The following is a 24,972-nucleotide window of genomic DNA, read 5'->3' on the forward strand; positions in this document are numbered from 1 at the left end:
AATTTCAGTGTGTTCAGCTTTCGAGCCCGTTGCGCAGATGCTGTTTGAGCTTGCCGAGCCGCTCGTGCATCTTCGACTTCTCGTCGAGCGAGAGGCCGCCGAACAGTTCCACCACCCATTGCTCGTGCGCGGCCGCCATGCGGTCGAACAGGGCGCGGCCCTCGGGCGTGAGGCGCACCACGAAGGCGCGCCGGTCGTCGGGGGCGACGTCGCGCACGACGAGGCCTTCCTTTTCGAGCTGATCGGTAATGCCCGTGACGTTGCCGCCCGTCACCATCAGGCGGCGCGAGAGTTCCGTCATGCGCAGACCTTCGGGGTGGCGCTCGAGTTGCGCCATCAGGTCGAAGCGCGGCAGCGTCGTGTCGAACTCGACGCGCAGGCGGCGGCGCAATTCGGCCTGCACGAGGTTCGTCGTGGTGAGCAGGCGCAGCCACAGGCGCAGGCCCATGTGGCTGTCGGCGCCCGTGCTCATTTCCATGTCGACGACATTCTCCGCCGGCTTTTCGACGCCCTTGCGCGGCGCTTTCGTTGCGGCCTTCGCGGTGGCGTTCTTGCGCGTGGATGCGGGCGATGTCATGTGATTTCTCCACCGGAAACGGATAGGGACTGGCCCGTGATCGCGGACGATCCAGGCGCGCAAAGCCACAGCACGGCGTTGGCGACTTCTTCCGGCGTGACGAAACGCTGCTGCGGGTTGTGGCGCACGAGAATGCTGCGCGCCTCGGCTTCGCTGCGCGAAGTCTTGCGCGTGATCTGTTCGAGCGACGCCTGCAGCAGTTCCGTTTCCGTGTAGCCGGGGCACACGGCGTTCACGGTTACGCCCTGGGTGGCCACTTCGAGCGCAAGCGCGCGCGTCAAGCCGATCACGCCATGTTTCGAGGCGCAATAGGCGGCGACATACGGATAGCCGACCTGGCCCGCCGTGCTCGCGACATTGACGATGCGTCCGGCCTTGCGCGCGAGCATGCCGGGCAGCACCGCGCGCGTGCACAGAAACGCGCCCGTGAGATTCACGTCGAGCATGCGCTTCCACAGCGCGAGGTCGGTTTGCGTGAACGGCGCGGCCTGAGCCTGGCCCGCGTTGTTCACGAGGATATCGACAGCGCCGAGCGTTTGCGCCGCATGCACGAACGCGGCGTTTACGGCGTCTTCGTCGGTGATATCGACGCTCACGCAAGCCACGTTCTCGCCGCCGCCGAGCGCGGCACGCTGGGCGTCGAGCCGCGTGGCGTCACGGCCCATCAGTGTGACGCGCGCACCGGCATGCAGGAGCGCGGCGGCAGTCGCCGCGCCGATGCCGCTGCCGCCGCCGGTCACGACGGCATGACGATCGTTCAGGATTGCCTGGTTCATGCTCACACGGTTCCTTCGGCGCGTTGCGCACGCTCGATCGGCGACTGGCCGGCCGCGGCTGCCGCTGCGGCGCGTTCGCGCTCGATGTTGCGTTCGAGTTGGGTCTTGGCCGCCATGTACTGGTTCGGCCACTTGATGTCGAGATAGCCGATGCGCGCCGCTTCGGTGAGCGTCCACGAGGGGTTGGCCAGGTGCGGCCGCGCCACGGCGCACAGGTCGGCGCGACCGGCAGCGATGATGCCGTTCACGTGATCCGCTTCGGAAATCGCCCCGACGGCGATCGTCGCGATGCCCGCTTCGTTGCGGATGCGGTCGGCGAAAGGCGTCTGGAACATGCGGCCGAAGACGGGCTTTTCTTCCTTGCTCACCTGGCCCGACGAAACGTCGATCATGTCCGCGCCTGCCGCCTTGAACGCGCGCGCGATTTCGATGGCGTCGTCGGGCGTGTTGCCGCCTTCCACCCAGTCGTGTGCCGAGACGCGTACTGAAATGGGCTTGTTTTCCGGCCAGACCGCGCGCATCGCCTTGAAAACCTCGAGCGGATAACGCAGCCGGTTTTCGATCGATCCGCCGAACTCGTCGGTGCGCTGGTTCGTGAGCGGCGAGAGGAAGCCGGAAAGCAGATAGCCGTGCGCGCAGTGCAATTCGAGCCAGTCGAAGCCCGCTTCGTCTGCCATTTGCGTGGCTTGGACGAATTGCGCCTCGATGTCGCGCAGTTCCTGGGTGCTCGCTTCATGCGACCACTGGCTCACACCGCGCAGATATTGCTGCGGCGAAGCGGAGACGAGCGGCCAGTTGCCGTCGTCGAGCGGCTGGTCGATGCCTTCCCATGCCACGCGCGTCGAGCCCTTGGCGCCGGAATGGCCGAGCTGCATGCCGATTTTCGCGTCCGAGTTCGCATGCACGAAATCGACGATGCGCTTCCACGCCTGCAGATGCTCGGGCGCATACATGCCGGGGCACGCGGGCGTGATGCGGGCCTCGGGGGAGACGCAGGTCATTTCGGTCATCACGAGCGCGGCGCCGCCCATGGCGCGCGCGCCCAGATGCATGAGGTGATAGTCGCCGGCCACGCCGTCATGGGCGGAGTACTGCGCCATCGGCGAGACGATCACGCGGTTTTTCAACGTCACGCCACGCACCGTAAAAGGCGTGAACATGGGCGGCACGGCGCGCGCCTCGCCACCCGCGCGTTGCGCGAGCCACGTTTCGAAGCCGGACAGATAATGCGCGTCGCGCTCGCGCAGATTCTCGTGCGAGATGCGCTGCGAGCGCGTGAGCAGCGAATAGGCGAACTGCTCCGGATCGAACTTCGCGTAGCGGTCCACGTGCTCGAACCACTCCGTGGAATTGCGCGCGGCGTTCTGAATGCGCAGGACGTCCACGCTACGCACGTTCGTGTAGTGCGTGAGCGCCGCGCGCAGATCGCCGGGATGCGCTTGCATGCTGTTGGCGAGTTCGATCGCGTCTTCGAGCGCGAGCTTCGTGCCCGAGCCGATCGAGAAGTGCGCGGTGTGCGCCGCGTCGCCCATCAGCACGACAGGCGTTTGCTTACCGTCGGCCGCGGTTTTCCAGTGCACCCATTCGCGATTGACCACGCGGGGAAAGCGGATCCATTGCGACGAGCCGCGCATGTGCGACGCGTTCGAGCGCAGCGCGTGGCCGTCGAGATAACGCGCGAACAGCTTCTCGCAGAACGCGATGCTGTCTTCCTTGCTCATGGTGTCGAGGCCGGCTGCGCGCCACACGTGATCGGGCGTTTCGACGATGAACGTCGACGTGTTGTCGTCGAAGCGGTAGGCGTGCGCCTGGAACCAGCCCCATTCGGTTTCTTCGAACGCGAACGTGAACGCGTCGAAGAGTTTCGACGTGCCGAGCCACACGAAGCGGCAGTTGCGCAAATCGATATCCGGCTGATACGTGGCGGCGTACTTTTGGCGCGTGGCGCTGTTCAGGCCGTCGCTCGCAATGATGAGGTCCGCGTGGGCGACGTCGTCGTCGGTGATCTGCGATTCGAATACAAGCTTCACACCGAGCGCCTCGCAGCGCGCCTGCAAGATGTTGAGCAGACGCTTGCGGCCAATGCCGCAGAAGCCATGGCCCGACGAGCGGATTGCGCTGCCGCGAAAGTGAATCTCGATGTCGTCCCAATGATTGAAGGCGTCGAGAATTTCGTCCGCGCTTTCGGGGTCGGCCGCGCGCAGGTTGCCCAGCGTCTGGTCCGAGAACACCACGCCCCAGCCGAACGTGTCGTACGGACGGTTCCGTTCGATTACGGCGATTTCGTAGTCGGGGTGACGGCGCTTCATCAAAAGGCCGAAATAGAGGCCCGCGGGCCCGCCACCCATGCAAACAATGCGCATGCTCGCTCCTTCGTTCAGTCTGCAAGGCCAATGTAGGTTCAATTACTTTAGGTGTCAAGTAATATGCGAGCGAGGGCGGGATGACCCTGGGCGCAGCGGCGAAACATCTGAATATTTGTGGAACCCTTGGTGCGGCGCGGCGTCAACTCGCCAATGACGCAAGCAAAGGGAACACGCAGGCTTTCGTGCGCCTTTCCACGAGACGCGACGGCCCAAATGCCGCGACGGGGCGGACGCCGGGACGCCATAGGATGTGGCACCAGAAACGGGCGGATGCCGATTCCGTGTGCATGGCGCGCACCGTCCGGGGCTGCGCGCGCGACTGCGTGCAACCGTGAAGCGGGCGAAATGCTTACCATGGGTCACGCTGGCGCATTGCGCGTGGAGCTGGCATTAAAGTCGCTTGGTGAGGCGGCGCTCCGGTGCAGCCTTTTACGGAACCCTTTCATGCGTTGCGCGTGTGGCCATGAATCGATCAGGCATCCTTACAAAAATAGCCGTAAAGCTGAAAGCTTCATTGAATCGAAGTCGCGCACCCCTTCAATCGTAATCTTCGACACGAACGGGAGTCGTCACCCATGAGTCAGACAGCGAAGCGATCGATCGAAATCGACTTTTTCCGGGGTTTCGCTTTGATTTCCATCGCGCTCGATCACATTCCTTCCAGCGTGCTTTCGCATGCGATGCTGCACAACTTCGCGTTCTGCGACTCCGCGGAAGTGTTCGTGTTCGTGAGCGGCTATGTATGCGCGGCGAGTTGGCTCGCCATTGCCGGACGCAAGGGCGAGGGCGCGGCCAACCGGCGCTTCTGGCGTCGCGGGCGCGAGATCTACGCCGCCTACCTGTGCACCGCTGCGCTCATGCTGCTGTCGGGCGCCGCCGCGGTAACGATGCGGGTGGATTCGCCGCTGGTCGCAGAGTCGGGTTATCTGCGCTTCGCCGCGCAGCCGTTCACGATGCTCGCCAATATCGCGGTGTTTCGCGACCAGCCGTATCTGGCCGGCGTCCTGCCCATGTACATCGTGCTCGTGATGCTCCTGCCATTCGTGATGCCACTTGCGCGCCGCTCGCCCGATCTCGTGCTCGTGGGCAGCTTCGTGCTGTGGTTCGGCGGGTGCTGGCTCGTGGGGTATTTGCCTACCGCGCCCGGCGCCATCTGGCCGTTCAACCCGTTTGCCTGGCAGGCCATGTTCATGCTGGGGCTGCTATGCCGCATCTATCCGGTGTCGCGTGCGTTCCAAGTCTCCTGGACGGGCCGCGCGTTGACAGCGTTCGCGCTGGTGCTCGTCGCCACGTTCGCGTTAATCCAGTTGTTCGCCGATCTGGACCCTCAGCCTGGCTACATGAAGCAGAATCTCGCGAGCGTGCGCATCGTGAACTTCGCCGCCGTGGCGTGGCTCGCCGCGCAGGCGGTGCGCAAAGGCTGGATAGCGTGGCTTGCGCAGCGGCTGCCGGCCGTCGTCACCGTGGGGCAGCAGGGCCTCGTCTGTTTCGTGGGGGGCGCGGTGGCTTCGAACGTCATCGACACGCTGCTGCGTGCAACGCATGTCACCGCTTCGTTGCCCGCACGGCTCGCGGGCGACGTGCTCGCGGTCGGCGCATTGCTCGCGCTCGCGGGTGGCATGCGGCGCCTGAAAGCGGTACGGCCGCGCGTCGCGCTTACGTGAAGCGCGACGGCAACGATTCAACGCACGACGCGCTCACGCCTTGCCAAGTTCGCGCACATCAACGACGGGCAACGAGCCGAAGGCATCGCTCAACGCATAGTCGATCAATTGTTGCGCGGCCGCTTCGGGCGTGGACAGCAAACCGTTCTGCTTGAGCTGTTCGAAGCGCTCGCGCATCGGGAACTGGTCGACGCTCGTCGCGCGGATCATCCTTTGCATGCCGGTATCGATCACGCCAGGTGCGATGCTGCAAATGCGCAGGCCGGCCGGCGCATCGAGGGCGACGGCGCGCGCGTGGTGGTCGAGCGCAGCCTTGGTCGCGCAATACACGCTCCAGCCCGCATACGCGTTGCGCGCGGCGCCGCTCGAAATATGCACGATGCGTCGTGATGCGCTCGCGCCGGGCGCAGACGTGGCGGCGAGCGCATTCGCGAGCATCAACGGCGCTGCCACGTTGAGCGTCACGGCGCGCGCGATGGCGAGCGGGTCCTGCGCGCCGAGCGGGCCAATCGGCTCGACGCTGCCCGCGTTGTTGAAGAGCAGCACGCACTGCGCGCCGAGCGCGAACGCATCGAGCGTGTCGCCCGCCAGCCAGCGTTCGAGTGCGGCGGGATCGGCGAGGTCCACGACGGCCTCGGCGAACCGTTCCGGATGGCGGGAAGCCAGTTCCGCATGCGCGCCACGGCCGAGGCCGAGCACCTCGATGTCCCGTTGCAGCAGCGATTGCGCGAGCGCCGCACCCAATCCGCGCGTATGGCCGGTCACGATGGCGCGAATGGTGGAACGGGGGGCGGATGTCGAAATCGTCATGGTGTCGTGATGATAAAGGGATGCGATCCTTGCGTGCGCAAGGTGTCGATGCATGAAATCGAGGGATTTTGCCGCGCGCCGCGTGCAGTCGCGGTGTGGCGCGGCACACGACGGCGGACGCGAAACGGGGCGCAACAAACGATTGCCCGGTTGGATCGGCCGTGTTTTCGGTATCATAGCGTCCGGTTCCATATGGAAGAGATCTGGACGTGAAAGCCGCATCGCAACAACGCCGTACCCTGAGCTTCAAGGAAGGTCTTCTTGAGATCAAGAAGAGCATGGGGGGCGGCTCAGGCCAGCCAGCCGAAGAACAGGCGCAAAAATCGCAAGGCAAGCCCGCTCACAAGGGCGCGAAGGGCCATGGCGGCTCGCACGCCCCGAAGGGCCCGCGTGCGCCGAGAGAGGGTTCGGCGGCTGCTGGCGCAGCCGGCGGCAAGGACGAGCGTGCGCGCTCGCGCCATGGCCGGCCTCAGGGCGCGCGAGCGCAGGAGCAGAATCAAGGTGAGCAGGGGCAGCGCGCGCAGCAACCGCGCCGGCCGCAGCAGCCGAAGCCGGCCCGCGGACCTGAGGCGGCCGAGCGTTCCGGGCAGCAGCAACGCCGCCGTCCGGCGCGTCCCCAGCAGCCGCCGGCCGCGAATCTGAGCGAGGCCGAAAAGGCGCGCATCGAGCGCAATCGCCAGCTGAACACGGTCTGGAATGTGTTCGCGAAGCACTATCCGGCTTTCCGCGACCGTTTGCCGCTCAAGATCGGCGTGGCCGAGGACCTCGTCGCGCGTCACCCCGAGTACGAGCGCACGATGATCGTCGCCGTGCTCAAGCGCCATGTGAACCATCCGCGCTATCACGAGCGCGTGGCCGCAGGCGGCTCGCGCTACGAACTCGACGGCACGGCTTCGGAAGGTCCGGGCATCGACCCGTCGCACGTCGGCCGCGCAAATGCGGCGCTGGCGCGTCAGAAGGCCAAGGCCGAGGCGCAAGCCAAGGCGCGCGAAGAGGGCAACGCCCAGCCGGAGGTCAAGACAGAAGCCAAGGCCGAGGCGAAGACCGAACCCGCGCCCCAGCTCGAAGCCCAGAGCGTAGAGCCGCAAGGCCCGTCCAGCGCGCCGGAAGCCGCGGTACAGCAACCGGAAAACGGCGAGACGCCCGCAAGCGGCGCCTGAGCCCGCGCGCCGGAAGTTCCCTCGTCGAAACGCCCCTCTCGCGGCACCGCCGCGCGAGGGCGTTCGCACGTCTGGCGAGGCGCTGCCGATCGATGCGCGCGCAACCTTCGGCGCGCACGTCGGCCTTCGTATCGGGAACTCGGGTGCTTTCGATGCGCATCGCATGGCCGCCGATCGCACGCGAGGCAGCCTGAGCGAAGCAGGTAGCAGTGTTAGCGCGCGCTGGCCGAAGCGGTGCCTTGCGCGGCAGCCTGCGCGGAGGCCGCCGATGTCGCGGAGGGTGCAGCGGCAGGGCCGGATGCGCCGATCGCGGCCGTTGCCGCCGCAGCCGCAAAGGCGGAAGCCGCCGATGCCGCCAGCCCGACGCTCGCCCGCGCATCGCTCGCGGCCGGCGTGCTAGCGGTGTCGAGCACCCGGCTGAACTCCACGGCGCGCGTGCGGATCTTTTCCGCATAGGCCTTCGATCCGCCATAGTTCTTCATCGCGGCATTGAGGTCGCCGCCGGCAGCCCGCTGGTAGCCATAGAGGATCGACGAGCCCACGTCGATGTTGACCTCGGGGTCGGTGAGATCCTTGTTGCGCAGGAGATTGCGATGCGCCGACGGCACGACCTGCATGAGTCCGGTCGCGCCATTCGCGCCGTGCGCCTTCTCGCGAAAGCGCGACTCGATCGAGATGATGGCGAGCAGCACCGCGGGCGGCAGCGAATATTTCTCGGCGGCGCCCGTGACGGCTTGCGAGATTTGCGCCGCTTTCCCTTTCGCGATACCGAACTTTTGCGTGAGGTATTTCGAAACCGCGCCGGACATGGCGCTGGAGCTTGCGGGAGCAACCTCGCTCGCAGCCGATGCGCCGACGACGTCGCTAGCGGGCGCCTGCTGCTGCGCCTGCGCGGCCGCGGTCTGCACGAGGCCCGGCAACAGGACGAGCAGGCAGAGGAACTGCCTCATGGCCGGTGCATAGGAGAAAAAGAAGGCGCAAGTATAACCGGCCCCGATTAATGAGGCCGGCTGCGTGTCATCCCGTTTTCACATCCCTGACCGGTGTCGTGCCGGGCGCGGCGCCCGGCGCCCGGCGCGGCTTGAGGCCGAGTTCAGGCCGGGTTCAGTCCTTCCGCACCGAAGCCTTCCAGATTTCGTCGATGCTCGCGGCGAGCGCGGCATCGAACTCGGCGTCGCTCATCGACTTCGTGAGGTCGTTGATCAGCGCGCGCGAAAAGCTTGCAATCATGCGATGGTTTTTGGCGAGACGCTCGCACGCGTCAGTACGCGAGTAGCCGCCCGAGAGCGCCACCACGCGCACCACGCGCGGATGTTCGATGAGCGGCAGGTAGAAGTCGGGCGTATCGGGAATCGTGAGCTTGATCATCACGTTCTGCGAGGCGGGCAGCGCGTCGAGCCCTTTGAGCAGTTCGTCGCGCAACAGCTTCTCGGCCTTGGCCTTGTCGGGGGCCTTGATGGAGACTTCGGGCTCGAGGATCGGCACGAGTCCGTGCGCGGAAATCTGCGCGCCGAATGCGAACTGCTGCGCGGCGATGGAAGCGATGCCGGAAGGCGAAGCGTGCTCGATCACCGAGCGCATCTTGGTGCCGAAAATGCCGGCCGTCACCGCACGTTCGAGCAGGGCGTCCAGGCCCGGAATCGGCTTCATGAGGCGCACGCCGTCGGACTCGGCCTCCAGCCCCTTGTCGACCTTGAGGAAGGGCACGACGCGGCGTTCGTTCCAGAGGAAGTCGGGCACCGGCTTGCCTTGCGCCTGGCCGTCCATGGTCGCCTCGAACAGGATCGCGCCGATTACCTTCTCGCCCGTGAATGCGGGGGCGCTGACGATGCGCACCCGCATTTCGTGGATGAGGCGAAACATTTCGGCGTCGCCGCTATACGCGCTTTCGGGGATGCCGTACTGGCGCAGCGCGCCAGGCGTCGAACCGCCGCTCTGATCCAGCGCGGCGATGAAGCCCGGTTTGTCGCGCATCTGCGCAAGCATTTGCTCGTTTGCCATCGTCGTATCTCCCGTATTTGGGGCGCCCTTGCGGGCGCGGTTACTCGAATCGGGTCGCCGCCTGCTGCGACGAGTGTACTTGCGCCGCTGCGCCGCGTCTTTGCCATTATGTGGGCATGGCCGCGCAGCCGCGCTGAAGCAGGGGAAACGATACACCGCAGCAATTACGGTGCCAGGGAAGATCGCGGCAAGCGCCGTCACACGATGACTTGCGCCTGCGCGCTGCGGTCGTTCGCGAGCAGCGCCGAGAGCTTGCGCAGCGCGGCCTGCAATTGTTCGCGCCCGCCCGTCGCGCCCAGAGAAATGCGGATCGCGTTCGCGGTCTCCGGGCCTTGCTGGAAAGCCGTGGAGGGCGCCACGGCGAGGCCTTCGGTGCTCGCGGCCGCGGCCAGCTCGCGCGCCTGCCAGTAGCGGGGCAGCGTGTACCAGAGGTGAATGCCCGCGCCCGCCGACGATCCCAGCGTATGCGCCGCGATGCGCTGGCGCTCGCGCGCTTCGGCCTTCACGTCCGCGAAGATCTGCTCGGCCACGCCTTCCTCGATCCAGTGTGTGGCGAGCGCGTTGGTGAGCGGCGCGGCCATCAGCGAGAACGTGCGCAGCGCGGTCACGAGGCGGGTGCGCGCGTCTTCGTCGGGCAGCGCGAGATAAGCCGTGCGCAGGCCGGGCGAGAGCGTCTTGGAAAGCGTCGCGAGATAGCAGACCTGAGCGGGCGCGAGCCGGGCAAATGGCGCTGGCGCATCGGGCGCGAAACGCCAGTAAGGATCGTCTTCGACGATCAACGCGCCGCAGCGCTGCGCCACCCGCAGGATTTCCAGGCGGCGTGGCTCCGGCATGGTCGCCGTCGTCGGGTTCTGCAACGTGGGGTTCACGTAGATGAAACGCGCCGCGTGCTTGCGGCAAGCCGCTTCGAGCGCGTCGGGGCGCATGCCGTGGTCATCCACGGCAACGGGGGCGATGCGGCGGCCCAGTTGTGCCGCCGCGTGCGGCATGCCCGGATAGAGCAGCGGCTCGGCGAGGATGACCTCGCCCGGCTGCGTGAAGGCGAGGATCAGCGCGGCCAGCGCCGCCTGCGCGCCGGGACAGACCACCACGCGATCGGGCGCCACGTGGCCGAGCACGGGCTGCAGCCACTTCGCGCCCGCCTGCCAGTCGGCGCGGCCGCCGCCGCCCATGTGGTAAGTCATGAGCAGATCGGCGTCGCTGCGCACCAGCACGCGCGCCATGCCTTCGCGCAGCAGCGCGTTCATGTCGAGGTCGGCGGGCGCAGGCGGGATGTTCATGCTGAGGTCCACGCGTTGGAGCAACTCGGCGCGCGGCGCGGCGATGAAGGTGCCCAGCGGCCCGCGCGCCTCGATCAGGCCGCGCCGCCGGGCTTCGTTGAAGCCGCGCGTGACGGTGGTGAGATCGACCGCAAGCAGGTTGGCGAGACTGCGCTGCGCGGGCACGCGCTCGCCGGGGCGCAGCGTGCCATGCGCCACCGCGGCTTCGATGAAATCGGCGAGCCGCAGGTAGCGCGGGCCGTTGCCGGACTGCATCGCCGTGGCCCATGCATTGATATCTCCGGCGCTTTCAGCAGGTTGGTCGTGTGTCATTCTGTCGCGGATGTATGCGTCATGTCTTACTCTAGCATGCGTGCATGAAGCGCGTAAATCCATACATATAGGCTATGTATGGCTTCTGCGGCGGCCCTCCAAGGCCGCTCGTGCGGCAGCAGAGTGAGCACGTATGGATGGGTTTGCGCGAACGTCAACCTTGGAACCAGACATGCGCAATCCAGACCCTCGCTCGGGGCGGGCCGCTACCGCCGGCCCGCCTTCTTCATCACGTCCACTCCGCATTACCCGCTTTCTGCGGCGCGCCGCTCTCGGCGCGGCGGGCATCCCGCTCGTGCTGCTCAGCGGCTGCAACATGGCGCTGCTCGCCCCGAAGGGCGAAATCGGCGTGCAGGAAAAGAATCTGATCCTGATCGCGCTCGGCTTGATGCTGCTCGTCGTGATCCCCGTGATCGTGCTCACGTTATGGTTCGCGTGGCGCTATCGCGCCTCCAACCCGAACGCGACTTACGCGCCGCGCTGGTCGCATTCCACGGTCATCGAAGTGGTGGTGTGGACGATTCCCTGCGTGATCGTGCTCACGCTCGCCGTGCTGATCTGGCGCACGACGCATTCACTCGACCCGTATCGCCCGATCGAATCGCAGACGAAACCCGTGCGCGTGGACGTGGTTGCGCTCAACTGGAAGTGGCTCTTCATCTATCCGGATTACGGCGTGGCCTCTGTGAACCAGCTGGCGATTCCCGTGGATACGCCCGTCGAGTTCAACCTCACCGCCGAGTCGCTGATGAATTCGTTCTTCATCCCGCAGCTGGGCAGTCAGGTGTATGCGATGCCGGCCATGCAGACGAAGCTGCATCTCATCGCGAACGAGCCCGGCATCTATGCGGGCCGGTCGGCGGCATTCAGCGGCCCGGGCTTCTCCGACATGCATTTCGAAACGCTGGCCAAGAGCCGCGCCGACTTCGACGCCTGGATCGCGCAGGCGAAGGCATCGCCCACGATGCTGAGCCGGGCGGCCTACGAACAGCTCGCGTTGCCCGGCGAAAAGACCCCAGTGACGCTCTATTCGAACGTCGCGCCGGGCCTGTTCGACGGCGTGGTCGGCAAATACATGCGGGACGTGCACGGCAACCCGATTTGCGGCACGGTCCCCGCGGTCCCGGGCACAGCCCCCAGCGCAGTCCCTGGCACAGGCGCCCCGGCGCTCACGCTCAACCGTAGCGCCATCCTGGCAGCGGAGTAATCACACCATGTTCGGAAAACTCACGCTCGACGCCGTTCCCTGGCACGAGCCGATCATCATGGGCACGGGCGCCGTCGTGGCGCTCGGCGGCCTCGCCTTGCTCGCCGCGATCACGATCGCGGGCAAGTGGGGCTATTTGTGGCGCGAGTGGATCACGTCGGTCGATCACAAGCGCATCGGTGTCATGTACATCATTCTCGCGGTCGTCATGCTGCTGCGCGGTTTCGCCGATGCGATCATGATGCGCGCGCAACAGGCGCTCGCGTATGGCGACGCCGCGGGCTATCTGCCGCCGCATCACTACGACCAGATCTTCACGGCGCACGGCGTCATCATGATCTTCTTCGTGGCGACGCCGCTCATTCTCGGCTTGATGAACGTGGTCGTGCCCCTGCAGATCGGCGCGCGCGACGTGGCCTATCCGTTCGTCAACTCGCTCTCCTTCTGGCTTTCGGTCGTGGGCGCGGTGCTCGTGATGGTCTCCATGTTCGTGGGCGATTTCGCGGCCACGGGCTGGGTGGCGTATCCGCCGCTATCGGAGCTTGGCTATAGTCCGACAGTCGGTATGGACTACTACATATGGTCGCTGCAGCTATCGGGTCTCGGCACCACGCTCTCGGGCATCAACTTCATCGTCACGATCCTGCGCATGCGCGCGCCGGGCATGAAGATGATGCAGATGCCGGTGTTCGTGTGGACGGCGTTCATCACCAACATCCTGATCGTCGCGGTGTTCCCGGTGCTCACCGCCACGCTCGCGCTGCTCACGATGGACCGCTACTTCGACATGCACTTCTTCACGAACGAGCTGGGCGGCAACGCGATGATGTACATCAACCTGATCTGGGTCTGGGGTCACCCGGAGGTCTACATCCTCATCCTGCCTGCGTTCGGTGCGTACTCGGAAATCATCGCGACGTTCTCGGGCAAGCCGCTGTTCGGCTACAAGTCGATGGTCTACGCCACGTCGTCGATCGGCATCCTCTCGTTCTTCGTGTGGCTGCACCACTTCTTCACGATGGGCTCGGGCGCGAACGTCAATGCGTTCTTCGGCATCATGACCACGGTCATTTCGATCCCGACCGGCGTGAAGCTCTTCAACTGGCTCTTCACGATGTATCGCGGGCGCATCCGCTATCACAGCGCCACGCTCTGGACCATCGGCTTCATGGTGACGTTCGCCGTGGGCGGCATGACCGGCGTGCTGCTGGCCGTGCCGGGCGCGGACTTCGTGCTGCACAACTCGCTCTTTCTCGTTGCGCACTTCCATAACGTGATCATCGGCGGGGTGGTATTCGGCTGTCTGGCGGGCGTGAGCTTCTGGTTCCCCAAGGTGTTCGGCTTCACGCTCAACGAGTTCTGGGGCAAGGTGTCGTTCTGGTGCTGGCTGATTGGCTACTGGCTCGCGTTCACGCCGCTCTACATCCTCGGCTTCGAAGGCATGACGCGCCGCATGAATCATTATGAGGTGGCCGAGTGGCATCCGTGGCTCGTGGTGGCGCTCGTGGGCGCGGTGTTCGTGGGCCTCGGCATTCTCTCGTTCATCGTGCAGATCGTGGTGAGCCTGCGCGATCGCGAGGCCAACCGCGACGTGACCGGCGACCCGTGGGATGGCCGCAGCCTCGAGTGGTCGACCGCTTCGCCTGCGCCGTTCTACAACTTCGCCGTGCTGCCGGAGATCACTTCGACGGAGCAGCACTGGGACAACAAGGAAGCGGGCCGCGCCTACGTGCAGCCGGCGAAGTACGAGGACATTCATATGCCGCGCAACACCGGCGCGGGCTTCATCATCGCCGCGTTCAGCCTGCTGTTCGGCTTTGCGATCGTGTGGCACATGTGGCTGTTCGCGGCGGCGGGACTCATCGGCATGATCGTCACGTTCATCGCGCGCACGTACAACCAGGACGTGGATTACTGGGTTCCGGCCGCCGAGGTCGAGCGCATCGAGAACGCGCGCTTCAGGCAACTCGGCATCCAGCGTTTCGATCAATCCGAGCACATCGAGGAGATGGCATAAACCATGGCTCACGCTGCTACTACTCACGCCCATGGTCATGCTCATGCTCATGGTCACGATCACGACGACAGCACCAGAACCACGCTGGGCTTCTGGATCTACCTGATGAGCGACTGCCTCATCTTCGCGACGCTCTTCGCCACGTTCGGCGTGCTCGCGAATGCGACGGCAGGCGGTCCGGGCGCGAAGGAACTATTCGAACTGCCCTACGTGCTCGGTGAAACGCTGCTGCTGCTTGCGAGCAGCGTCACCTTCGGCATGGCCATGCTGAATCTCTACGCGCAGCGGCGCGGCCAGGTGATCGTGTGGCTCGCCGTCACGTTCCTGTTCGGGGCGGGCTTCGTCGCGATGGAGGTGAACGAGTTCGCCAAGCTCATCGCCGATGGGGCGGGGCCCGGCACGAGCGCCTACCTTTCGGCGTACTTCACACTGGTCGGCACGCACGGGCTGCACGTCACGGCGGGTCTGTTGTGGATCGCGATCATGATGCACCAGACCTTCAAGTTCGGTCTGACCGGTACGATCCGCCGCCGCCTCGCCTGCCTGAGCCTCTTTTGGCACTTTCTCGATCTCGTGTGGATCTGTGTATTTACGTTTGTTTACCTGCGAGGTTTCCTGTGAGCCAGTCCCATGCCACCCACCACGCCGTGCATGACGCGTCGCACGGCAGTTTCAAGGGCTACATGATCGGCACGGTGCTCTCGCTCGTGCTGACGCTCGCGTCGTTCGGCGTGGTGATGTTTCGAGTCGTTTCGCCGGCCTTCGGGCTTGCGGCCATCGTCGTGCTCTGTATCGCGCAGCTCATCGTGCAACTCGTGTATTTCCTGCATATCGGCGCATCGCGCAGCCAGCGCGCCAACACGGGCATCTTCATCTGCACGGCGTTCCTGATCGCGGTGATCGTCGGGCTTTCGCTGTGGGTCATGCACAACGCAAACGTCAACATGATGCCCACGCAGATCTCGATCGACCGCGCCATGGCGCACGACTGACGTGTGACGTTGCGTCCCCGAATACGGGCGCCGGAACCGCGGGCACGGTGCATGCGCTCTGTGAAGCGTCGCGACACACCGTCGCTTTTACGTGGAGTGTGACCATGAACAAGGACCAGGTGAAGGGCACGGCTGAAAAGATGAAGGGCAAGGTCAATGAGGCCGTAGGCCGCGCAACCGACAACCCGGCGCGCGAAGTGAAGGGGGACCTCCAGCAGGGTGCTGGCCAGGCACGCAAGAACGTTGGTGACATGAAGGAGGCCGCAAAGGACGTGGAGAAGGACACGAAGCGCCATCACTGATAAACGATCGCTAACCCACCGCGCCGCCGCCTCGAAAGGGGCGGCGTCATGCTGTCCGCGCGTGGCGCGTTCGGCGCTCAGGCCGACGAGATCCACAATCAAGGAATCAGCCCTTTCGCACGGCCGATGGCGACTGCCTGGGTACGATTGCCCGCGCCGAGCTTGGCGTTGATCTTGCGAAGATGCGACTTCACCGTCAGCTCGGAGACGAACAGCTTCTCCGCGATCACGCGGTTGCGGTGGCCGGCCGAAAGCATCCTTAGCATGTCCAGTTCGCGCGCCGTGAGCGCGTCGGCGGGAGAGTCCGCGGCGTAGGGCGAAAGATCGGCGGCACCCGTTGAGCCCGCCATGCGCGCGCGGGCGGACGCCACGCCGTCCAGCAACTGCGCGACGAACGCGGGCACCACGCCAAGTGAGCCGATTTGCGTGGGACGGCGCTCGGCCCATGCGCCAAGCAGGCGCATCAATGCTTCACCTTCATCGAGGAACGCGCGCACGAAGCCTTCGTGGCTCGCCATGCGCAGCGCGCGGTCACGCCCGGCTGGCGTGTGCTGCGCTCGCACTTCGGCAGCGCCACGGTGCTGACCGTCTTGTTCCAGTCGTTCGCGGGCTATGCAGTCGTCGCCTGCGGCATCACGTGGATGCCCGTGTATTTCCGCCTCGGACTGGGCTTGCCGCCCGCACGCGCAGGCTGGCTGTTCGGTCTCCAGGTGCTTTTGCAGGTGCCGGTCGGGTTCGCGCTGGCCACGCTCTCGCACGCGCTGCTCAGGCGCAACGTTTCGACGCGCATCGCCCGTGGCGGGCTTTCTGTGGCTGCAGCCCACAAAGGAGGGCCGCGGGGCGCGCTGACATCCGCGTGCCCGATTCGACCGAAAGATTATCTCGGCCGGGTTCCTGGTAATTCGCAGTGCAATCCATTCCGCCAACGAGCGGATACCGACAATAGAAGAGGAGACATGCATGCGTTTGAAGCTGATTAGCCAGGGTGTGATGGGCGCGACGTTCGCAATGGCCGCGAGCGCCGCTTGCGCCCAGACGAGCGTGACGCTCTACGGCGTGGCCGACACGTTTTTCCAGTACCTGAACAACGGCGGCTGCAGGCGAACTATTCGTATGCGAGGCCGAAAATGCCACCGTCGCATTCACTCGCTGCTGCGCTCGGCACCGCGAATGCGTATAACGTCACGGAGGTTGGCGCGACGATTCAGGCCACCTCGTTCGACGCGATCCAGATCGCCGGTATTCAGCGCAACATTCACGGCGTTAGCGACGAGACGCTGGGTGTGGAGCTTGGCTACGATCATCAGATATCGAAGCGCACGAGCCTTTACGCGCGTGCGGGTTATCTGAAGAACCACGGCCAGGCGATGATGAGCTGGCCCGGCATTTCCGTCACGACCCCGCATTCTTCGCAAACGCTTGCCGTGCCTGGCATCTCGCATCTTTTCTGAATCACATTACTACGGAGTGCAAATAAATAGCGGCGCGGCATGACAGCCTCGTCGCTTTCGATCTGCCTTCATTTTGCCATGTGCAACAGGAGGATAGCGGCACGGCGAAAAGCCCTCAGAACAGGTATGCTGCAGGCATCCCGTGTGTTCCGCGCGGGGCACGAACGTGGAGCTCCCGATGTCTGCCAATCCTGCCAGTGTGTCCTCCGGACTGCGCGAAGTCTGGTTGATCCGTCATGGTGAAACGGAATGGAGCCTCTCCGGGCAGCACACCGGCCGCACCGATATCGCGCTCACCGGTCACGGACGCGAGCAGGCGCGCTCGCTGGCGCCGTCGCTCGCCGCACAGCACTTCGACGCGGTGCTTTGCAGCCCGATGGCGCGGGCCATCGAGACCTGCCAGCTCGCGGGCCTCGGCGATCAGATGACGATTTCGGCCGACTTGCACGAGTGGGACTACGGGATTTACGAAGGTCTCAAGACAGCGGATATCCGCAAGACCGAACCTGACTGGAGCGTGTGGCATTCGCCCATCGCGCATGGCGAGGATCTCGCGCGGGTTCAGGCGCGGGCGGCGTCGGTAATCGAGGGCCTGCTGGCCATGCGGGGCCGCGTGGCACTCTTTTCACACGCGCATTTCCTGCGCGCGTTGGGGGGCTGCTGGGCTTCCGGTTCGGCGGCGCTCGGCGAGCATCTGTATCTCGACACGGCTTCGGTGAGCATTCTCGGCTTCGACCACGAAAGCCGCGCCATCCGCCGCTGGAATGCGCTCGGCGAGCGCAGGGCGTTGATGTAAAGAATTCCTGACGCGCGCGCGCTCAGCGCAAGGAGCACGACAGCCAGTGCGCGATGCGCACGCCGTCCAGACGAGAACCCTCGGGCGTGGCGCTCCCTAGCATTGTGACGATCACGGGCCGCCGGCCGTGCACCATCACGCGCATCACCATATTGTGGCCGGCCTCGTTGATGAAGCCGGTTTTCTGCACGCTCGCGCGGACCTGCCCGTAGCGCACCAGACGATTGCTGTTCACATACTGCAACTGCCCCTGGCCAGTGGCCATGCGTTCCTCATGATCGATCGAATAGCGGCGAATGAGCGGGTAGCCATCGGCTGCGCGCACGAGGCTCGCCAGTTCGCGCGCGGTTGAAACGTTCTGCGGCGAGAGTCCCGTCGCGTTGACGAAATGCGTGTGCTTCATGCCGAGGCGCTGCGCTTTCGCGTTCATTGCCGCGATAAACGCAGGCTGGCCGCCTGGATAATCGCGGCTGAGCGCCGAAGCCGCACGGTTTTCCGACGACATCAGCGCAACGTGCAGCATGTTCGCGCGCGTGAGCGACGCGCCCACGCCGAGGCGCGAATGCGTGAATTTGAGCGTGTCGAGATCGGCGGCCGTGACTGAGAGCCGCTGTTGCAGGGGCGCATGCGCACTATCGAGCCAGACGATGGCCGTCATGAGCTTCGACACCGATGCGATGGGCGCCACCGTGTCGGCATGGCGCGCGTAGAGCGGCGTGTGGGTGTTTTCGTCCACAACGTAGACGGCATGCGAAAAGAGCTGCTTGCGCGACGCCGGCGTAAAGCCGCAGCGGGCGAGCAGGCGAGGAGCGTGCGCGTTTTTGGCGCTCGCGTGCACGGCGTGTTGCGGCGCGGGCGGCGGCCCATGTCTGGGCTTCGCGCGTTTGGTGCGGCGCTTCGGCCCGGAGAGTTTGGTGGAGGGCGCATCGGCGGGCATCGAACGATGCGCGGGCTTCGTCTTGTGCGCGACTCTCTTCTTCTTCGTGGCCGTTGCGTGGTGGGTTCTTTCGGCCACGCTGCGATGAGCGGCGGCATGGGCGCTGGCTGGAACCGCGCCTGCCGCGAGGGCCGCGACAATCAGGGCGAGCAGGCTGGGCAGCAATCGAAGTCGGGAAGCGAAAGGCATCGACGGATGGGCTTGAACGTTGGGTCTGCGCTGTGCGCGTCGAGATTTTGGCGGCATTGTTCGAGCGGGATCGACCGATGAAGTTCCATTCCGGTTCCATAATCGTCATTCAGTGGGATCATCGTCGTATTGAACGGGCGGCGAGCGGGTCCGTATACTCCGTCATGCCAAGGGGGAACAGGGATGCTCAATCAACTCTCCGACACCTTCCTGCTCGTCTTCGCGGGACTCTTTCCCGTGATCAATCCGCCCGCGGCGGGGTTCATCGTGCTGAGCATGCTGCCGCATGCGACGGCCGGCGAACGCGCATTTCTCGCGCGGATCATTGCCATCAACAGCCTGTTCATTCTGCTCGGGGCGCTGCTCATGGGCGCCTATGTGCTCTCGTTCTTCGGCATATCGATACCCGTGTTGCGGGTTGCGGGCGGGCTGGTCATCGCGTTCGCCGGCTGGAACCTGCTTCACAAATCGCGCGAAGGCGCGGAGGCGGCACACTCGCAGGCGCCGCCGGATTCGGCGCGCCAGGCGACGCTGCGCGCCATGGCGTTTTATCCGCTCACGCTGCCGGTCACTGTCGGACCGGGGTCGATTGCGGTCGCGATTGCGCTTGGTACGGGTCGGCCGCGCGGTCACGTGCAACTCGTCAATGTCGTCGGCGTGCTGCTCGCCCTGGTCGTTCTTTGCGGCTGCATCTATCTGTGTGTGCGCTTCGCGGGGCATGTCGGCAAGCGGCTCGGACCGGTCGGGACCGAAGTGCTCATGCGCTTGCTCGCGTTTGTGCTGCTGTGCATCGGCCTGCAGATCTTGTGGCTCGGGATCGAGGATCTGCTCGAGTCGGTGCCGCTTTCGGTGAGCGTCAAATAGCGCAGCGCGCCCCACACTTCTCGATGTGTTGCGCCGCATGAAAGGGAAAACCACGAGCCCATAACATCAGACGTCTGATGTAGATTGGAGCCCAATGTCGCCAACCCACGCAATCTTGCGGAAGCCATGCGCCTGAGCGTCGATCAGTCGATGTGCGAGCGAATCCAGGATTCGCTGCTGGAAATGATCCGCGAGCGCTCGCTCAAGCCGGGCGATCAAATCCCCCCGGAGCCCGAACTTTGCGAGCTGTTGGGCGTGGGCCGCTCGAGCCTGCGGGAGGCGGTCGCGCAGATGATTTCCCACGGTCTGCTCACCCGCGTGCACGGCAAGGGGACCTTCGTCAGACAAATCACGCTCAAGCTGCAAGGCGGTCTGGATGATCTGATGTCTGTGACGGACATGATACGCAGTGTTGGTGCAGTGCCTTCCACGAGCCGTCTGCAGGTGCGGACGATCGCGGCTTCCGGCAGCCTCGCGCAAAAGCTCGGCATCGCCGAAGGCGAACCCTGCGTGCGCTTCGAGCGCGTGCGGCGCGCCGACGATGCAATCGCCGCTTACTGCATCGACATCGTGCCCAGGGCGCTGCTCGAAGGGCAGGAACTGGGCGAGTCGCTGTTCGGCACGCTGGAGCGCGCGGGCGTTCGGCTCTCCCACACCCATAGTTCGATCCAGCCGACCGTTCTCACCCCGCGGGATTTGCCGGAATTGCAGGAGAACATCGGCATGTTCCTGCTGATCGACGAAGTGGATTTCGACGAGACCGGCCGCGCGGTCTGCTACAGCAACGACTACTACAACGCCAGCATTTTCAAGTTCGATCTCGTGCGCAAGCGACGTTAGGCGGGCCAGCGGCCCATTTCCGGACAGGAAGAACGTATGCACTTCGAAGCTTTCAGCTCTGCCGAATTGACCGAGTATCTGCTGGGCATTCCGGCCGTTTGTGCAAGGCTTGGCGACGACAGGGAATTGCAGGTCGTCGAAGTGGGCGACGGCAACCTGAACTACGTCTACTTCGTGAGCAGCACGCGTGACCCGCGCTTGAGCGTCGTCGTGAAGCAGGCGCCGCCGTACCTGCGGCTGGTTGGCGAAACGTGGCCCTTGCCGCGCGAGCGCATGGAGCGCGAAGTGGCGGCGTTGCGCCGCTTCGGCGCGTTGTGCCCCGAGCACGTGCCGAGCGTCTTTCACGCGGATAGCGAGAAGTTCCTGATGGTGATGCAGCGGCTCGATTCGCATCGCGTGCTGCGCGGGGGGCTGATAGACGGCATCGTATATCCGCGGCTCGCCGATCACATTTCCACGTTTCTGGCCCGCACGCTCTTTCACGGGTCCGATCTCTATCTGGCGCCGGATGCCAAGAAAGCGGCCGTCGGCGGCGACATCAACACGGAATTGTGCAAGATTACCGAGGAACTCGTCTTCACGTTTCCGTTCGAAGATCATCCCTCGAATGTCTACAGCCCCGCGCTGCCGGTTGCTGCAATCGAACGGCTGCGCACGCACGAGCCGCTGAGGCTCGCGGCAGGCGAGATGAAGTGGGCCTTTATGAACCATGCGGAAACGCTCGTGCACGGCGACCTGCATACCGGCTCGATCATGGCGAACGAGCATGAGACGTATGTGATCGATCCCGAGTTCGCGTTCTATGGGCCGATGGGCTTCGACACGGGCGCGTTCATTGCGAACCTGCTGCTCGCGTATTACGCGCGCGACTGGCACGACCGCGAGACGGGACGCGACCCGGCCGCCTACCAGGGCTGGCTGCTCGAACAGGTCGAGGCTGTGTGGAACGCCTTCGCGAAGAAGTTTGCGCAGACCTGGCGGCTGCACGAGCGCGAGACCGGCCACGCGTATATTGGCGGGCCGGCGGGCACGCGTGCGGCGGAGGCCTTCCGCGACGATTTCATCAAACGCCTCTTCGCCGACACGCTCGGCTTTGCGGGCTGCAAGATGATCCGCCGCATCGTCGGCATGGCGAAGGTGGCGGAAATTACGAGTATCGAGGACGATACGGTGCGCGCGCGCGTGGAAGTGCGCTGCCTGAAGCTCGCCGAAGCGCTGCTGGTCGGGCGGCGCGAGCTGGCGTCGATCGAGGCGGTTACCGCGCTGGCCGCTCAGGTGCTCATCGAACCGGCGTAATCGAACACAGGCTGCCGTATGAGCGGCAGAGCCCGGACAACCGGCATCGACGGAGAACGTATGACGTTGCAGGCGCAACAATCGAGTCTTCCGCCCACCATCGAGTGGCGCGACGGCACCCTTTATCTGCTCGACCAGACGCGTTTGCCGCGCGAATGTGTGGTCGAAGCCGTGGGCAGTGTCGAGGCGGTCTGGCGCGCGATACACGAGCTGCGCGTTCGCGGCGCGCCTGCGATCGGTGTGGCGGCCGCCTATGGCCTGTGTGTGGCGATGCGGCACGAGCCAACCGATCCGCGCGATACGTTCCTCGCGCGTCTCGAAGCGCACGCCGCGTTTCTGGACAGCGCGCGGCCCACTGCTGTGAATTTGCGTTGGGCGCTGGAGCGGATGCTCTCGCGCGCACGCGCCGAGTCCGGTGCGACGGGCGCCGCGCTTTATGAAGCGCTCGTTGCCGAGGCTAAGCGCATTCATCAAGAAGATATCGAATTGTGCGCGCGGATCGGCGAAGCCGGACGTGCGCTCATCGCACCCGGCAGCGGCGTGCTCACGCACTGCAATGCCGGTGCACTGGCTACGGCGGGTATCGGCACGGCGACTGCGCCCCTCTATTGCGCGCACCGCGACGGCGTCGCGTTTCGCGTCTACGCAGACGAGACGCGGCCGCTCCTGCAAGGCGCGCGGCTCACCGCTTACGAACTGCAGCAAGCGGGGCTCGACGTCACGCTGATCACCGACAGTATGGCGCCGACCCTGATGGCCCAGGGGCTCATCGATCTCGTGATCGTCGGCACCGATCGCGTGGCCGCGAACGGCGACGTCGCGAACAAGATCGGCACGCTCGGCGTGGCGATCGCGGCGAAGCATTTCGGCATTCCGTTTTATGTGGCGTGTCCTTCGTCCACGCTGGATCTGCGCACCCCCAGCGGCGCGGACATCGTGATCGAGGAGCGCGGAGCGGCGGAAGTGACGCATCTCGCGGGACAGCGCACCGCGCCTGAAGGCATTCAGGTGCGCAACCCCGCGTTCGATGTCACGCCCCATACACTCGTGACCGGCATCGTGACGGAGCGCGGCATCGTGCGCGCGCCGTTCGAGGAGAGCCTTGCCGCACTCTTCGCTAACGGAGCCGCAGCGTGAGCGGCGCGAGCGAAGGGCGTCGTGCGGGCGAAACGGCGGAACGTGCGCGCGATGTGCGGGCGGAAACCGAAATGCGCCAGCAGATCGTCGATACCGCGCGCGAAATGGAGCGTCTCGGCATCAATCAGGGCACCTCGGGCAACGTGAGCGCGCGCTGGCATGACGGACTTCTGGTTACCCCGAGCGGCGTGCCGAGCGCCGCGCTCACACGCGAGCGCATCGTCTGGATGCCGCTCGACGTGCGCGACGACGATCCGCTCTTCGAAGCGCAACGCCCCTCGTCGGAGTGGCGTTTTCATCGCGACATCCTGCGCGCGCGCGCCGACGTGAACGCCGTGGTCCATACGCATTCACAAGCCGCGACGGCGCTCGCAATTCACAGTCGCGGCATACCCGCGCATCACTACATGGTGGCCGCGGCGGGCGGCAATTCGATTCGCTGCGCGCCGTACGCGACTTTCGGCAGCCAGGCGCTCTCCGATCACGCGCTCGAAGCGCTGCACGAGCGGCTCGCGTGCCTGCTCGCGCATCACGGCGTCATCGCGCTCGGGCGCGATCTCGCGCGGGCGTTGTGGCTGGCGAACGAAGTGGAGGTGCTCGCAAAGCAATATTTGCTGGCCTGCCAGCTCGGCGAGCCGCCGCTGCTTTCCGACGCGCAAATGGAGGAAGTCATCGAGAAGTTCAAGGGCTACGGCCCGCGCAAGTAATACGCGCTCGCGCGCGTCCAGGCAGTCGTTGCATTGCAAAACACACGCGGTACAAACGATTACGCAGTCGGTTGGCGGTTCGCAGGTCAGTCAAAAACCAGCAGATCAAAGACAGGAGACGGTGATGGCGTGGAGTTCAGCAGGGTTCGACAGTTGGGTGGCGCGCAGCGCGCGCATGGGAGCTACGGCCGGCGTGACGATGTTCGCCGCCGCGGCAATGCTGGCAGGCTGCTCGAAGAGCGAGTCGCCTTCGACCAGCGCGGCTGCGTCCGACGCCGCCGCGGCGAGTGCACCGGCGCAGGCCGCGGCCGCGGCGCCGGCAGTCACGAAGATCAAGGTAGGCTTTTCGATCGCCACGCTCAATAACGCGTTCTTCGTCGGCTTGAAGAATGGTGTGGAGCGCGGCGCGGATAAGCAGGGCTTCGATCTCGTGCAAACGAACGCGAACGGCGACGCGCAGCAGCAGGTCAACGACACGCTCAATCTGCTGAGCCAGGGCGTGCAGGCGATCGTGCTCAACCCGATCGATTCGAAGGCGATCATCCCGGCGGTCGAGAAGGCCAATTCGATGAACGTGCCGGTCTTCATGCTCGACCGCGGCTCGGACGGCGGCAAGGTAACCTCGTTCGTTGCTTCGGATAACGTAGCGCTTGGCGCCACCGGCGCAAAGTGGATCGCCGACCAGTTGAGCAAGCGTTATGGCTCGCCCAAGGGCAACGTGGTCGATCTGATCGGCCTCATCGGCACGACGGCGGCGACCGATCGCGAGAAGGGCTTCTCGGAGGAGATCGCGAAGTATCCCGACATCAAGGTCGTCGCGCGTCAGGAAGGTGGCTTCGACCAGGAGAAGTCGCTCAACGCGATGACGAGCATTCTGCAGAAGTATCCGCAGATCGACGCGGTATTCGGCGCGAACGACGACAACACGGTGGGCGCGGAAAAAGCCATTGACAATGCGGGCCGCTACAAGCCGCTCGGCGACCCCGCCCACATCATGGTGATCGGCGCGGACGGCACGGCGCAGGCGCTGTCTGCGATCCGTGCGGGCAAGCAGGACGCGACGATCTCGCAGAACCCGATCGGCATGTCCGCCAAGGCGATGACGTTCATTACCGACTACGAGGCGAAGAAGGACGTGCCCTCGAATTACGCGTGGCCGACCTATCTGATCGACAAGTCGAATATCGATTCGGACGGCGTGAAGCAATACGGTCTGTGGGCGCTCGAAGTCAAGCAGTAACGGGCGGTCTTAAGCGCCGGCCGCGCGTGACGCGTGCGCCGGCGCCAGGGA

25 protein-coding genes are annotated in these 24,972 nt (G+C 65.1%); 16 read left to right on the forward strand and 9 right to left on the reverse strand.

The genetic code is table 11. The annotated features are described in order from the left end of the window. Positions 1–13: 13 nt before the first annotated feature. The 3 genes from AB3X98_RS35000 to AB3X98_RS35010 are packed head-to-tail and all read right to left on the reverse strand — an operon-like array spanning position 14 to position 3,716. Positions 14–577 carry a MarR family winged helix-turn-helix transcriptional regulator gene (locus tag AB3X98_RS35000; protein WP_069261929.1) on the reverse strand — a complete coding sequence of 188 codons (564 nt, stop codon included), beginning with the start codon at positions 575–577 and terminating at the stop codon, positions 14–16. Then, positions 574–1,353 (reverse strand): SDR family NAD(P)-dependent oxidoreductase, encoded by a 780-nt coding sequence (locus AB3X98_RS35005; RefSeq protein WP_368606849.1) that lies wholly within the window; start codon positions 1,351–1,353, stop codon positions 574–576. The genes AB3X98_RS35000 and AB3X98_RS35005 overlap by 4 nt, the downstream gene beginning before the upstream one ends. A gap of 2 nt (positions 1,354–1,355) precedes the next feature. Then, a complete protein-coding gene (locus AB3X98_RS35010) occupies positions 1,356–3,716 on the reverse strand; it encodes a bifunctional salicylyl-CoA 5-hydroxylase/oxidoreductase (protein WP_368606848.1) in 2,361 nt (786 codons plus the stop codon). A 578-nt stretch (positions 3,717–4,294) separates the two neighbouring features. On the opposite strand from AB3X98_RS35010, the gene opgC reads away from it, so the two are divergent. After that, positions 4,295–5,383 (forward strand): OpgC domain-containing protein, encoded by a 1,089-nt coding sequence (opgC, locus tag AB3X98_RS35015; protein WP_368606847.1) that lies wholly within the window; start codon positions 4,295–4,297, stop codon positions 5,381–5,383. A 33-nt stretch (positions 5,384–5,416) separates the two neighbouring features. On the opposite strand, the gene AB3X98_RS35020 is transcribed toward opgC, so the two are convergent. Next, on the reverse strand, positions 5,417–6,193 hold the full coding sequence (locus tag AB3X98_RS35020; RefSeq protein WP_368606846.1) for an SDR family oxidoreductase: 777 nt from the start codon (positions 6,191–6,193) through the stop codon (positions 5,417–5,419). Positions 6,194–6,402: 209 nt separating this feature from the next. On the opposite strand from AB3X98_RS35020, the gene AB3X98_RS35025 reads away from it, so the two are divergent. Further along, entirely contained in the window at positions 6,403–7,353 is a 951-nt protein-coding gene (locus AB3X98_RS35025; protein ID WP_069261924.1) for a ProQ/FINO family protein, read from the forward strand. Positions 7,354–7,565: 212 nt separating this feature from the next. Here AB3X98_RS35025 and AB3X98_RS35030 read toward each other — a convergent pair whose 3' ends face one another. The 3 genes from AB3X98_RS35030 to AB3X98_RS35040 all read right to left on the reverse strand — a co-directional run bounded on the left by AB3X98_RS35030 (position 7,566) and on the right by AB3X98_RS35040 (position 10,946). Next, entirely contained in the window at positions 7,566–8,303 is a 738-nt protein-coding gene (locus AB3X98_RS35030) for a transglycosylase SLT domain-containing protein (RefSeq protein WP_368610382.1), read from the reverse strand. Between the two features lie 154 nt (positions 8,304–8,457). Next, on the reverse strand, positions 8,458–9,354 hold the full coding sequence (locus AB3X98_RS35035; RefSeq protein WP_342946106.1) for a fructose bisphosphate aldolase: 897 nt from the start codon (positions 9,352–9,354) through the stop codon (positions 8,458–8,460). A 197-nt stretch (positions 9,355–9,551) separates the two neighbouring features. Continuing rightward, complete coding sequence (locus AB3X98_RS35040) at positions 9,552–10,946, reverse strand: PLP-dependent aminotransferase family protein (protein ID WP_368606515.1); 1,395 nt, start codon at positions 10,944–10,946, stop codon at positions 9,552–9,554. 172 nt (positions 10,947–11,118) lie between these two features. On the opposite strand from AB3X98_RS35040, the gene cyoA reads away from it, so the two are divergent. The 5 genes from cyoA (at position 11,119) to AB3X98_RS35065 (ending at position 15,464) form a co-directional block, all read left to right on the forward strand. Further along, entirely contained in the window at positions 11,119–12,153 is a 1,035-nt protein-coding gene (gene cyoA, locus AB3X98_RS35045) for a ubiquinol oxidase subunit II (RefSeq protein ID WP_368606514.1), read from the forward strand. Positions 12,154–12,160: 7 nt separating this feature from the next. Beyond that, complete coding sequence (cyoB, locus tag AB3X98_RS35050; protein WP_342946109.1) at positions 12,161–14,170, forward strand: cytochrome o ubiquinol oxidase subunit I; 2,010 nt, start codon at positions 12,161–12,163, stop codon at positions 14,168–14,170. A gap of 3 nt (positions 14,171–14,173) precedes the next feature. Then, a complete protein-coding gene (gene cyoC, locus AB3X98_RS35055) occupies positions 14,174–14,791 on the forward strand; it encodes a cytochrome o ubiquinol oxidase subunit III (RefSeq protein ID WP_368606513.1) in 618 nt (205 codons plus the stop codon). After that, positions 14,788–15,162: a cytochrome o ubiquinol oxidase subunit IV gene (cyoD, locus tag AB3X98_RS35060; RefSeq protein WP_368606512.1), complete on the forward strand. Its 375-nt coding sequence runs from the start codon at positions 14,788–14,790 to the stop codon at positions 15,160–15,162. The genes cyoC and cyoD overlap by 4 nt, the downstream gene beginning before the upstream one ends. Before the next feature lie 104 nt (positions 15,163–15,266). Then, positions 15,267–15,464 carry a CsbD family protein gene (locus AB3X98_RS35065; protein WP_069261918.1) on the forward strand — a complete coding sequence of 66 codons (198 nt, stop codon included), beginning with the start codon at positions 15,267–15,269 and terminating at the stop codon, positions 15,462–15,464. A 98-nt stretch (positions 15,465–15,562) separates the two neighbouring features. Here the strand turns inward: AB3X98_RS35065 and AB3X98_RS35070 are convergent, their stop codons facing one another. After that, entirely contained in the window at positions 15,563–15,982 is a 420-nt protein-coding gene (locus AB3X98_RS35070) for a response regulator transcription factor (RefSeq protein ID WP_368606511.1), read from the reverse strand. Positions 15,983–16,012: 30 nt separating this feature from the next. On the opposite strand from AB3X98_RS35070, the gene AB3X98_RS35075 reads away from it, so the two are divergent. The 3 genes from AB3X98_RS35075 (at position 16,013) to AB3X98_RS35085 (ending at position 17,711) form a co-directional block, all read left to right on the forward strand. Next, on the forward strand, positions 16,013–16,444 hold the full coding sequence (locus AB3X98_RS35075; protein ID WP_368606510.1) for a hypothetical protein: 432 nt from the start codon (positions 16,013–16,015) through the stop codon (positions 16,442–16,444). A gap of 147 nt (positions 16,445–16,591) precedes the next feature. Beyond that, positions 16,592–16,915, forward strand: coding sequence for a hypothetical protein (locus AB3X98_RS35080; RefSeq protein WP_368606509.1), 324 nt, complete (start codon positions 16,592–16,594; stop codon positions 16,913–16,915). A gap of 178 nt (positions 16,916–17,093) precedes the next feature. After that, positions 17,094–17,711, forward strand: a complete 618-nt coding sequence (locus tag AB3X98_RS35085; protein ID WP_133186972.1) for a histidine phosphatase family protein — start codon at positions 17,094–17,096, stop codon at positions 17,709–17,711. 22 nt (positions 17,712–17,733) lie between these two features. On the opposite strand, the gene AB3X98_RS35090 is transcribed toward AB3X98_RS35085, so the two are convergent. Next, the gene (locus AB3X98_RS35090; protein WP_368606508.1) at positions 17,734–18,837 is read right to left on the reverse strand and encodes a serine hydrolase; all 1,104 of its coding nucleotides are present in this window, start codon (positions 18,835–18,837) and stop codon (positions 17,734–17,736) included. A gap of 183 nt (positions 18,838–19,020) precedes the next feature. Here AB3X98_RS35090 and AB3X98_RS35095 point away from each other — a divergent pair, with 183 nt between their 5' ends. The 6 genes from AB3X98_RS35095 (at position 19,021) to AB3X98_RS35120 (ending at position 24,921) form a co-directional block, all read left to right on the forward strand. After that, on the forward strand, positions 19,021–19,701 hold the full coding sequence (locus tag AB3X98_RS35095; protein ID WP_342946116.1) for a MarC family protein: 681 nt from the start codon (positions 19,021–19,023) through the stop codon (positions 19,699–19,701). Positions 19,702–19,785: 84 nt separating this feature from the next. Next, complete coding sequence (locus tag AB3X98_RS35100; protein ID WP_368606507.1) at positions 19,786–20,541, forward strand: GntR family transcriptional regulator; 756 nt, start codon at positions 19,786–19,788, stop codon at positions 20,539–20,541. 36 nt (positions 20,542–20,577) lie between these two features. Further along, positions 20,578–21,837, forward strand: a complete 1,260-nt coding sequence (mtnK, locus tag AB3X98_RS35105; protein ID WP_368606506.1) for an S-methyl-5-thioribose kinase — start codon at positions 20,578–20,580, stop codon at positions 21,835–21,837. 60 nt (positions 21,838–21,897) lie between these two features. Beyond that, entirely contained in the window at positions 21,898–22,974 is a 1,077-nt protein-coding gene (gene mtnA / locus AB3X98_RS35110; RefSeq protein ID WP_368606505.1) for an S-methyl-5-thioribose-1-phosphate isomerase, read from the forward strand. 71 nt (positions 22,975–23,045) lie between these two features. Next, the gene (locus AB3X98_RS35115) at positions 23,046–23,681 is read left to right on the forward strand and encodes a class II aldolase/adducin family protein (RefSeq protein WP_342946120.1); all 636 of its coding nucleotides are present in this window, start codon (positions 23,046–23,048) and stop codon (positions 23,679–23,681) included. A gap of 124 nt (positions 23,682–23,805) precedes the next feature. Continuing rightward, complete coding sequence (locus tag AB3X98_RS35120) at positions 23,806–24,921, forward strand: sugar ABC transporter substrate-binding protein (RefSeq protein ID WP_368606504.1); 1,116 nt, start codon at positions 23,806–23,808, stop codon at positions 24,919–24,921. Positions 24,922–24,972 lie beyond the last annotated feature (51 nt).

It is taken from the genome of Paraburkholderia sp. BR14312 (assembly GCF_040948675.1).
Lineage (GTDB): Bacteria > Pseudomonadota > Gammaproteobacteria > Burkholderiales > Burkholderiaceae > Paraburkholderia > Paraburkholderia nodosa_A.

Bases quoted from the DNA above. Each gene is read 5' to 3' on its own strand.
- AB3X98_RS35000 (WP_069261929.1), bottom strand. From the start codon at position 577: ATGACATCGCCCGCATCCACGCGCAAGAACGCCACCGCGAAGGCCGCA.
- AB3X98_RS35005 (WP_368606849.1), bottom strand. From the start codon at position 1,353: ATGAACCAGGCAATCCTGAACGATCGTCATGCCGTCGTGACCGGCGGC.
- AB3X98_RS35010 (WP_368606848.1), bottom strand. From the start codon at position 3,716: ATGCGCATTGTTTGCATGGGTGGCGGGCCCGCGGGCCTCTATTTCGGC.
- opgC (WP_368606847.1), top strand. From the start codon at position 4,295: ATGAGTCAGACAGCGAAGCGATCGATCGAAATCGACTTTTTCCGGGGT.
- AB3X98_RS35020 (WP_368606846.1), bottom strand. From the start codon at position 6,193: ATGACGATTTCGACATCCGCCCCCCGTTCCACCATTCGCGCCATCGTG.
- AB3X98_RS35030 (WP_368610382.1), bottom strand. From the start codon at position 8,303: ATGAGGCAGTTCCTCTGCCTGCTCGTCCTGTTGCCGGGCCTCGTGCAG.
- AB3X98_RS35035 (WP_342946106.1), bottom strand. From the start codon at position 9,354: ATGGCAAACGAGCAAATGCTTGCGCAGATGCGCGACAAACCGGGCTTC.
- AB3X98_RS35040 (WP_368606515.1), bottom strand. From the start codon at position 10,946: ATGACACACGACCAACCTGCTGAAAGCGCCGGAGATATCAATGCATGG.
- cyoA (WP_368606514.1), top strand. From the start codon at position 11,119: ATGCGCAATCCAGACCCTCGCTCGGGGCGGGCCGCTACCGCCGGCCCG.
- cyoB (WP_342946109.1), top strand. From the start codon at position 12,161: ATGTTCGGAAAACTCACGCTCGACGCCGTTCCCTGGCACGAGCCGATC.
- cyoC (WP_368606513.1), top strand. From the start codon at position 14,174: ATGGCTCACGCTGCTACTACTCACGCCCATGGTCATGCTCATGCTCAT.
- AB3X98_RS35065 (WP_069261918.1), top strand. From the start codon at position 15,267: ATGAACAAGGACCAGGTGAAGGGCACGGCTGAAAAGATGAAGGGCAAG.
- AB3X98_RS35070 (WP_368606511.1), bottom strand. From the start codon at position 15,982: ATGGCGAGCCACGAAGGCTTCGTGCGCGCGTTCCTCGATGAAGGTGAA.
- AB3X98_RS35080 (WP_368606509.1), top strand. From the start codon at position 16,592: ATGCCACCGTCGCATTCACTCGCTGCTGCGCTCGGCACCGCGAATGCG.
- AB3X98_RS35085 (WP_133186972.1), top strand. From the start codon at position 17,094: ATGTCTGCCAATCCTGCCAGTGTGTCCTCCGGACTGCGCGAAGTCTGG.
- AB3X98_RS35090 (WP_368606508.1), bottom strand. From the start codon at position 18,837: ATGCCTTTCGCTTCCCGACTTCGATTGCTGCCCAGCCTGCTCGCCCTG.
- AB3X98_RS35095 (WP_342946116.1), top strand. From the start codon at position 19,021: ATGCTCAATCAACTCTCCGACACCTTCCTGCTCGTCTTCGCGGGACTC.
- mtnK (WP_368606506.1), top strand. From the start codon at position 20,578: ATGCACTTCGAAGCTTTCAGCTCTGCCGAATTGACCGAGTATCTGCTG.
- mtnA (WP_368606505.1), top strand. From the start codon at position 21,898: ATGACGTTGCAGGCGCAACAATCGAGTCTTCCGCCCACCATCGAGTGG.
- AB3X98_RS35115 (WP_342946120.1), top strand. From the start codon at position 23,046: ATGCGCCAGCAGATCGTCGATACCGCGCGCGAAATGGAGCGTCTCGGC.
- AB3X98_RS35120 (WP_368606504.1), top strand. From the start codon at position 23,806: ATGGCGTGGAGTTCAGCAGGGTTCGACAGTTGGGTGGCGCGCAGCGCG.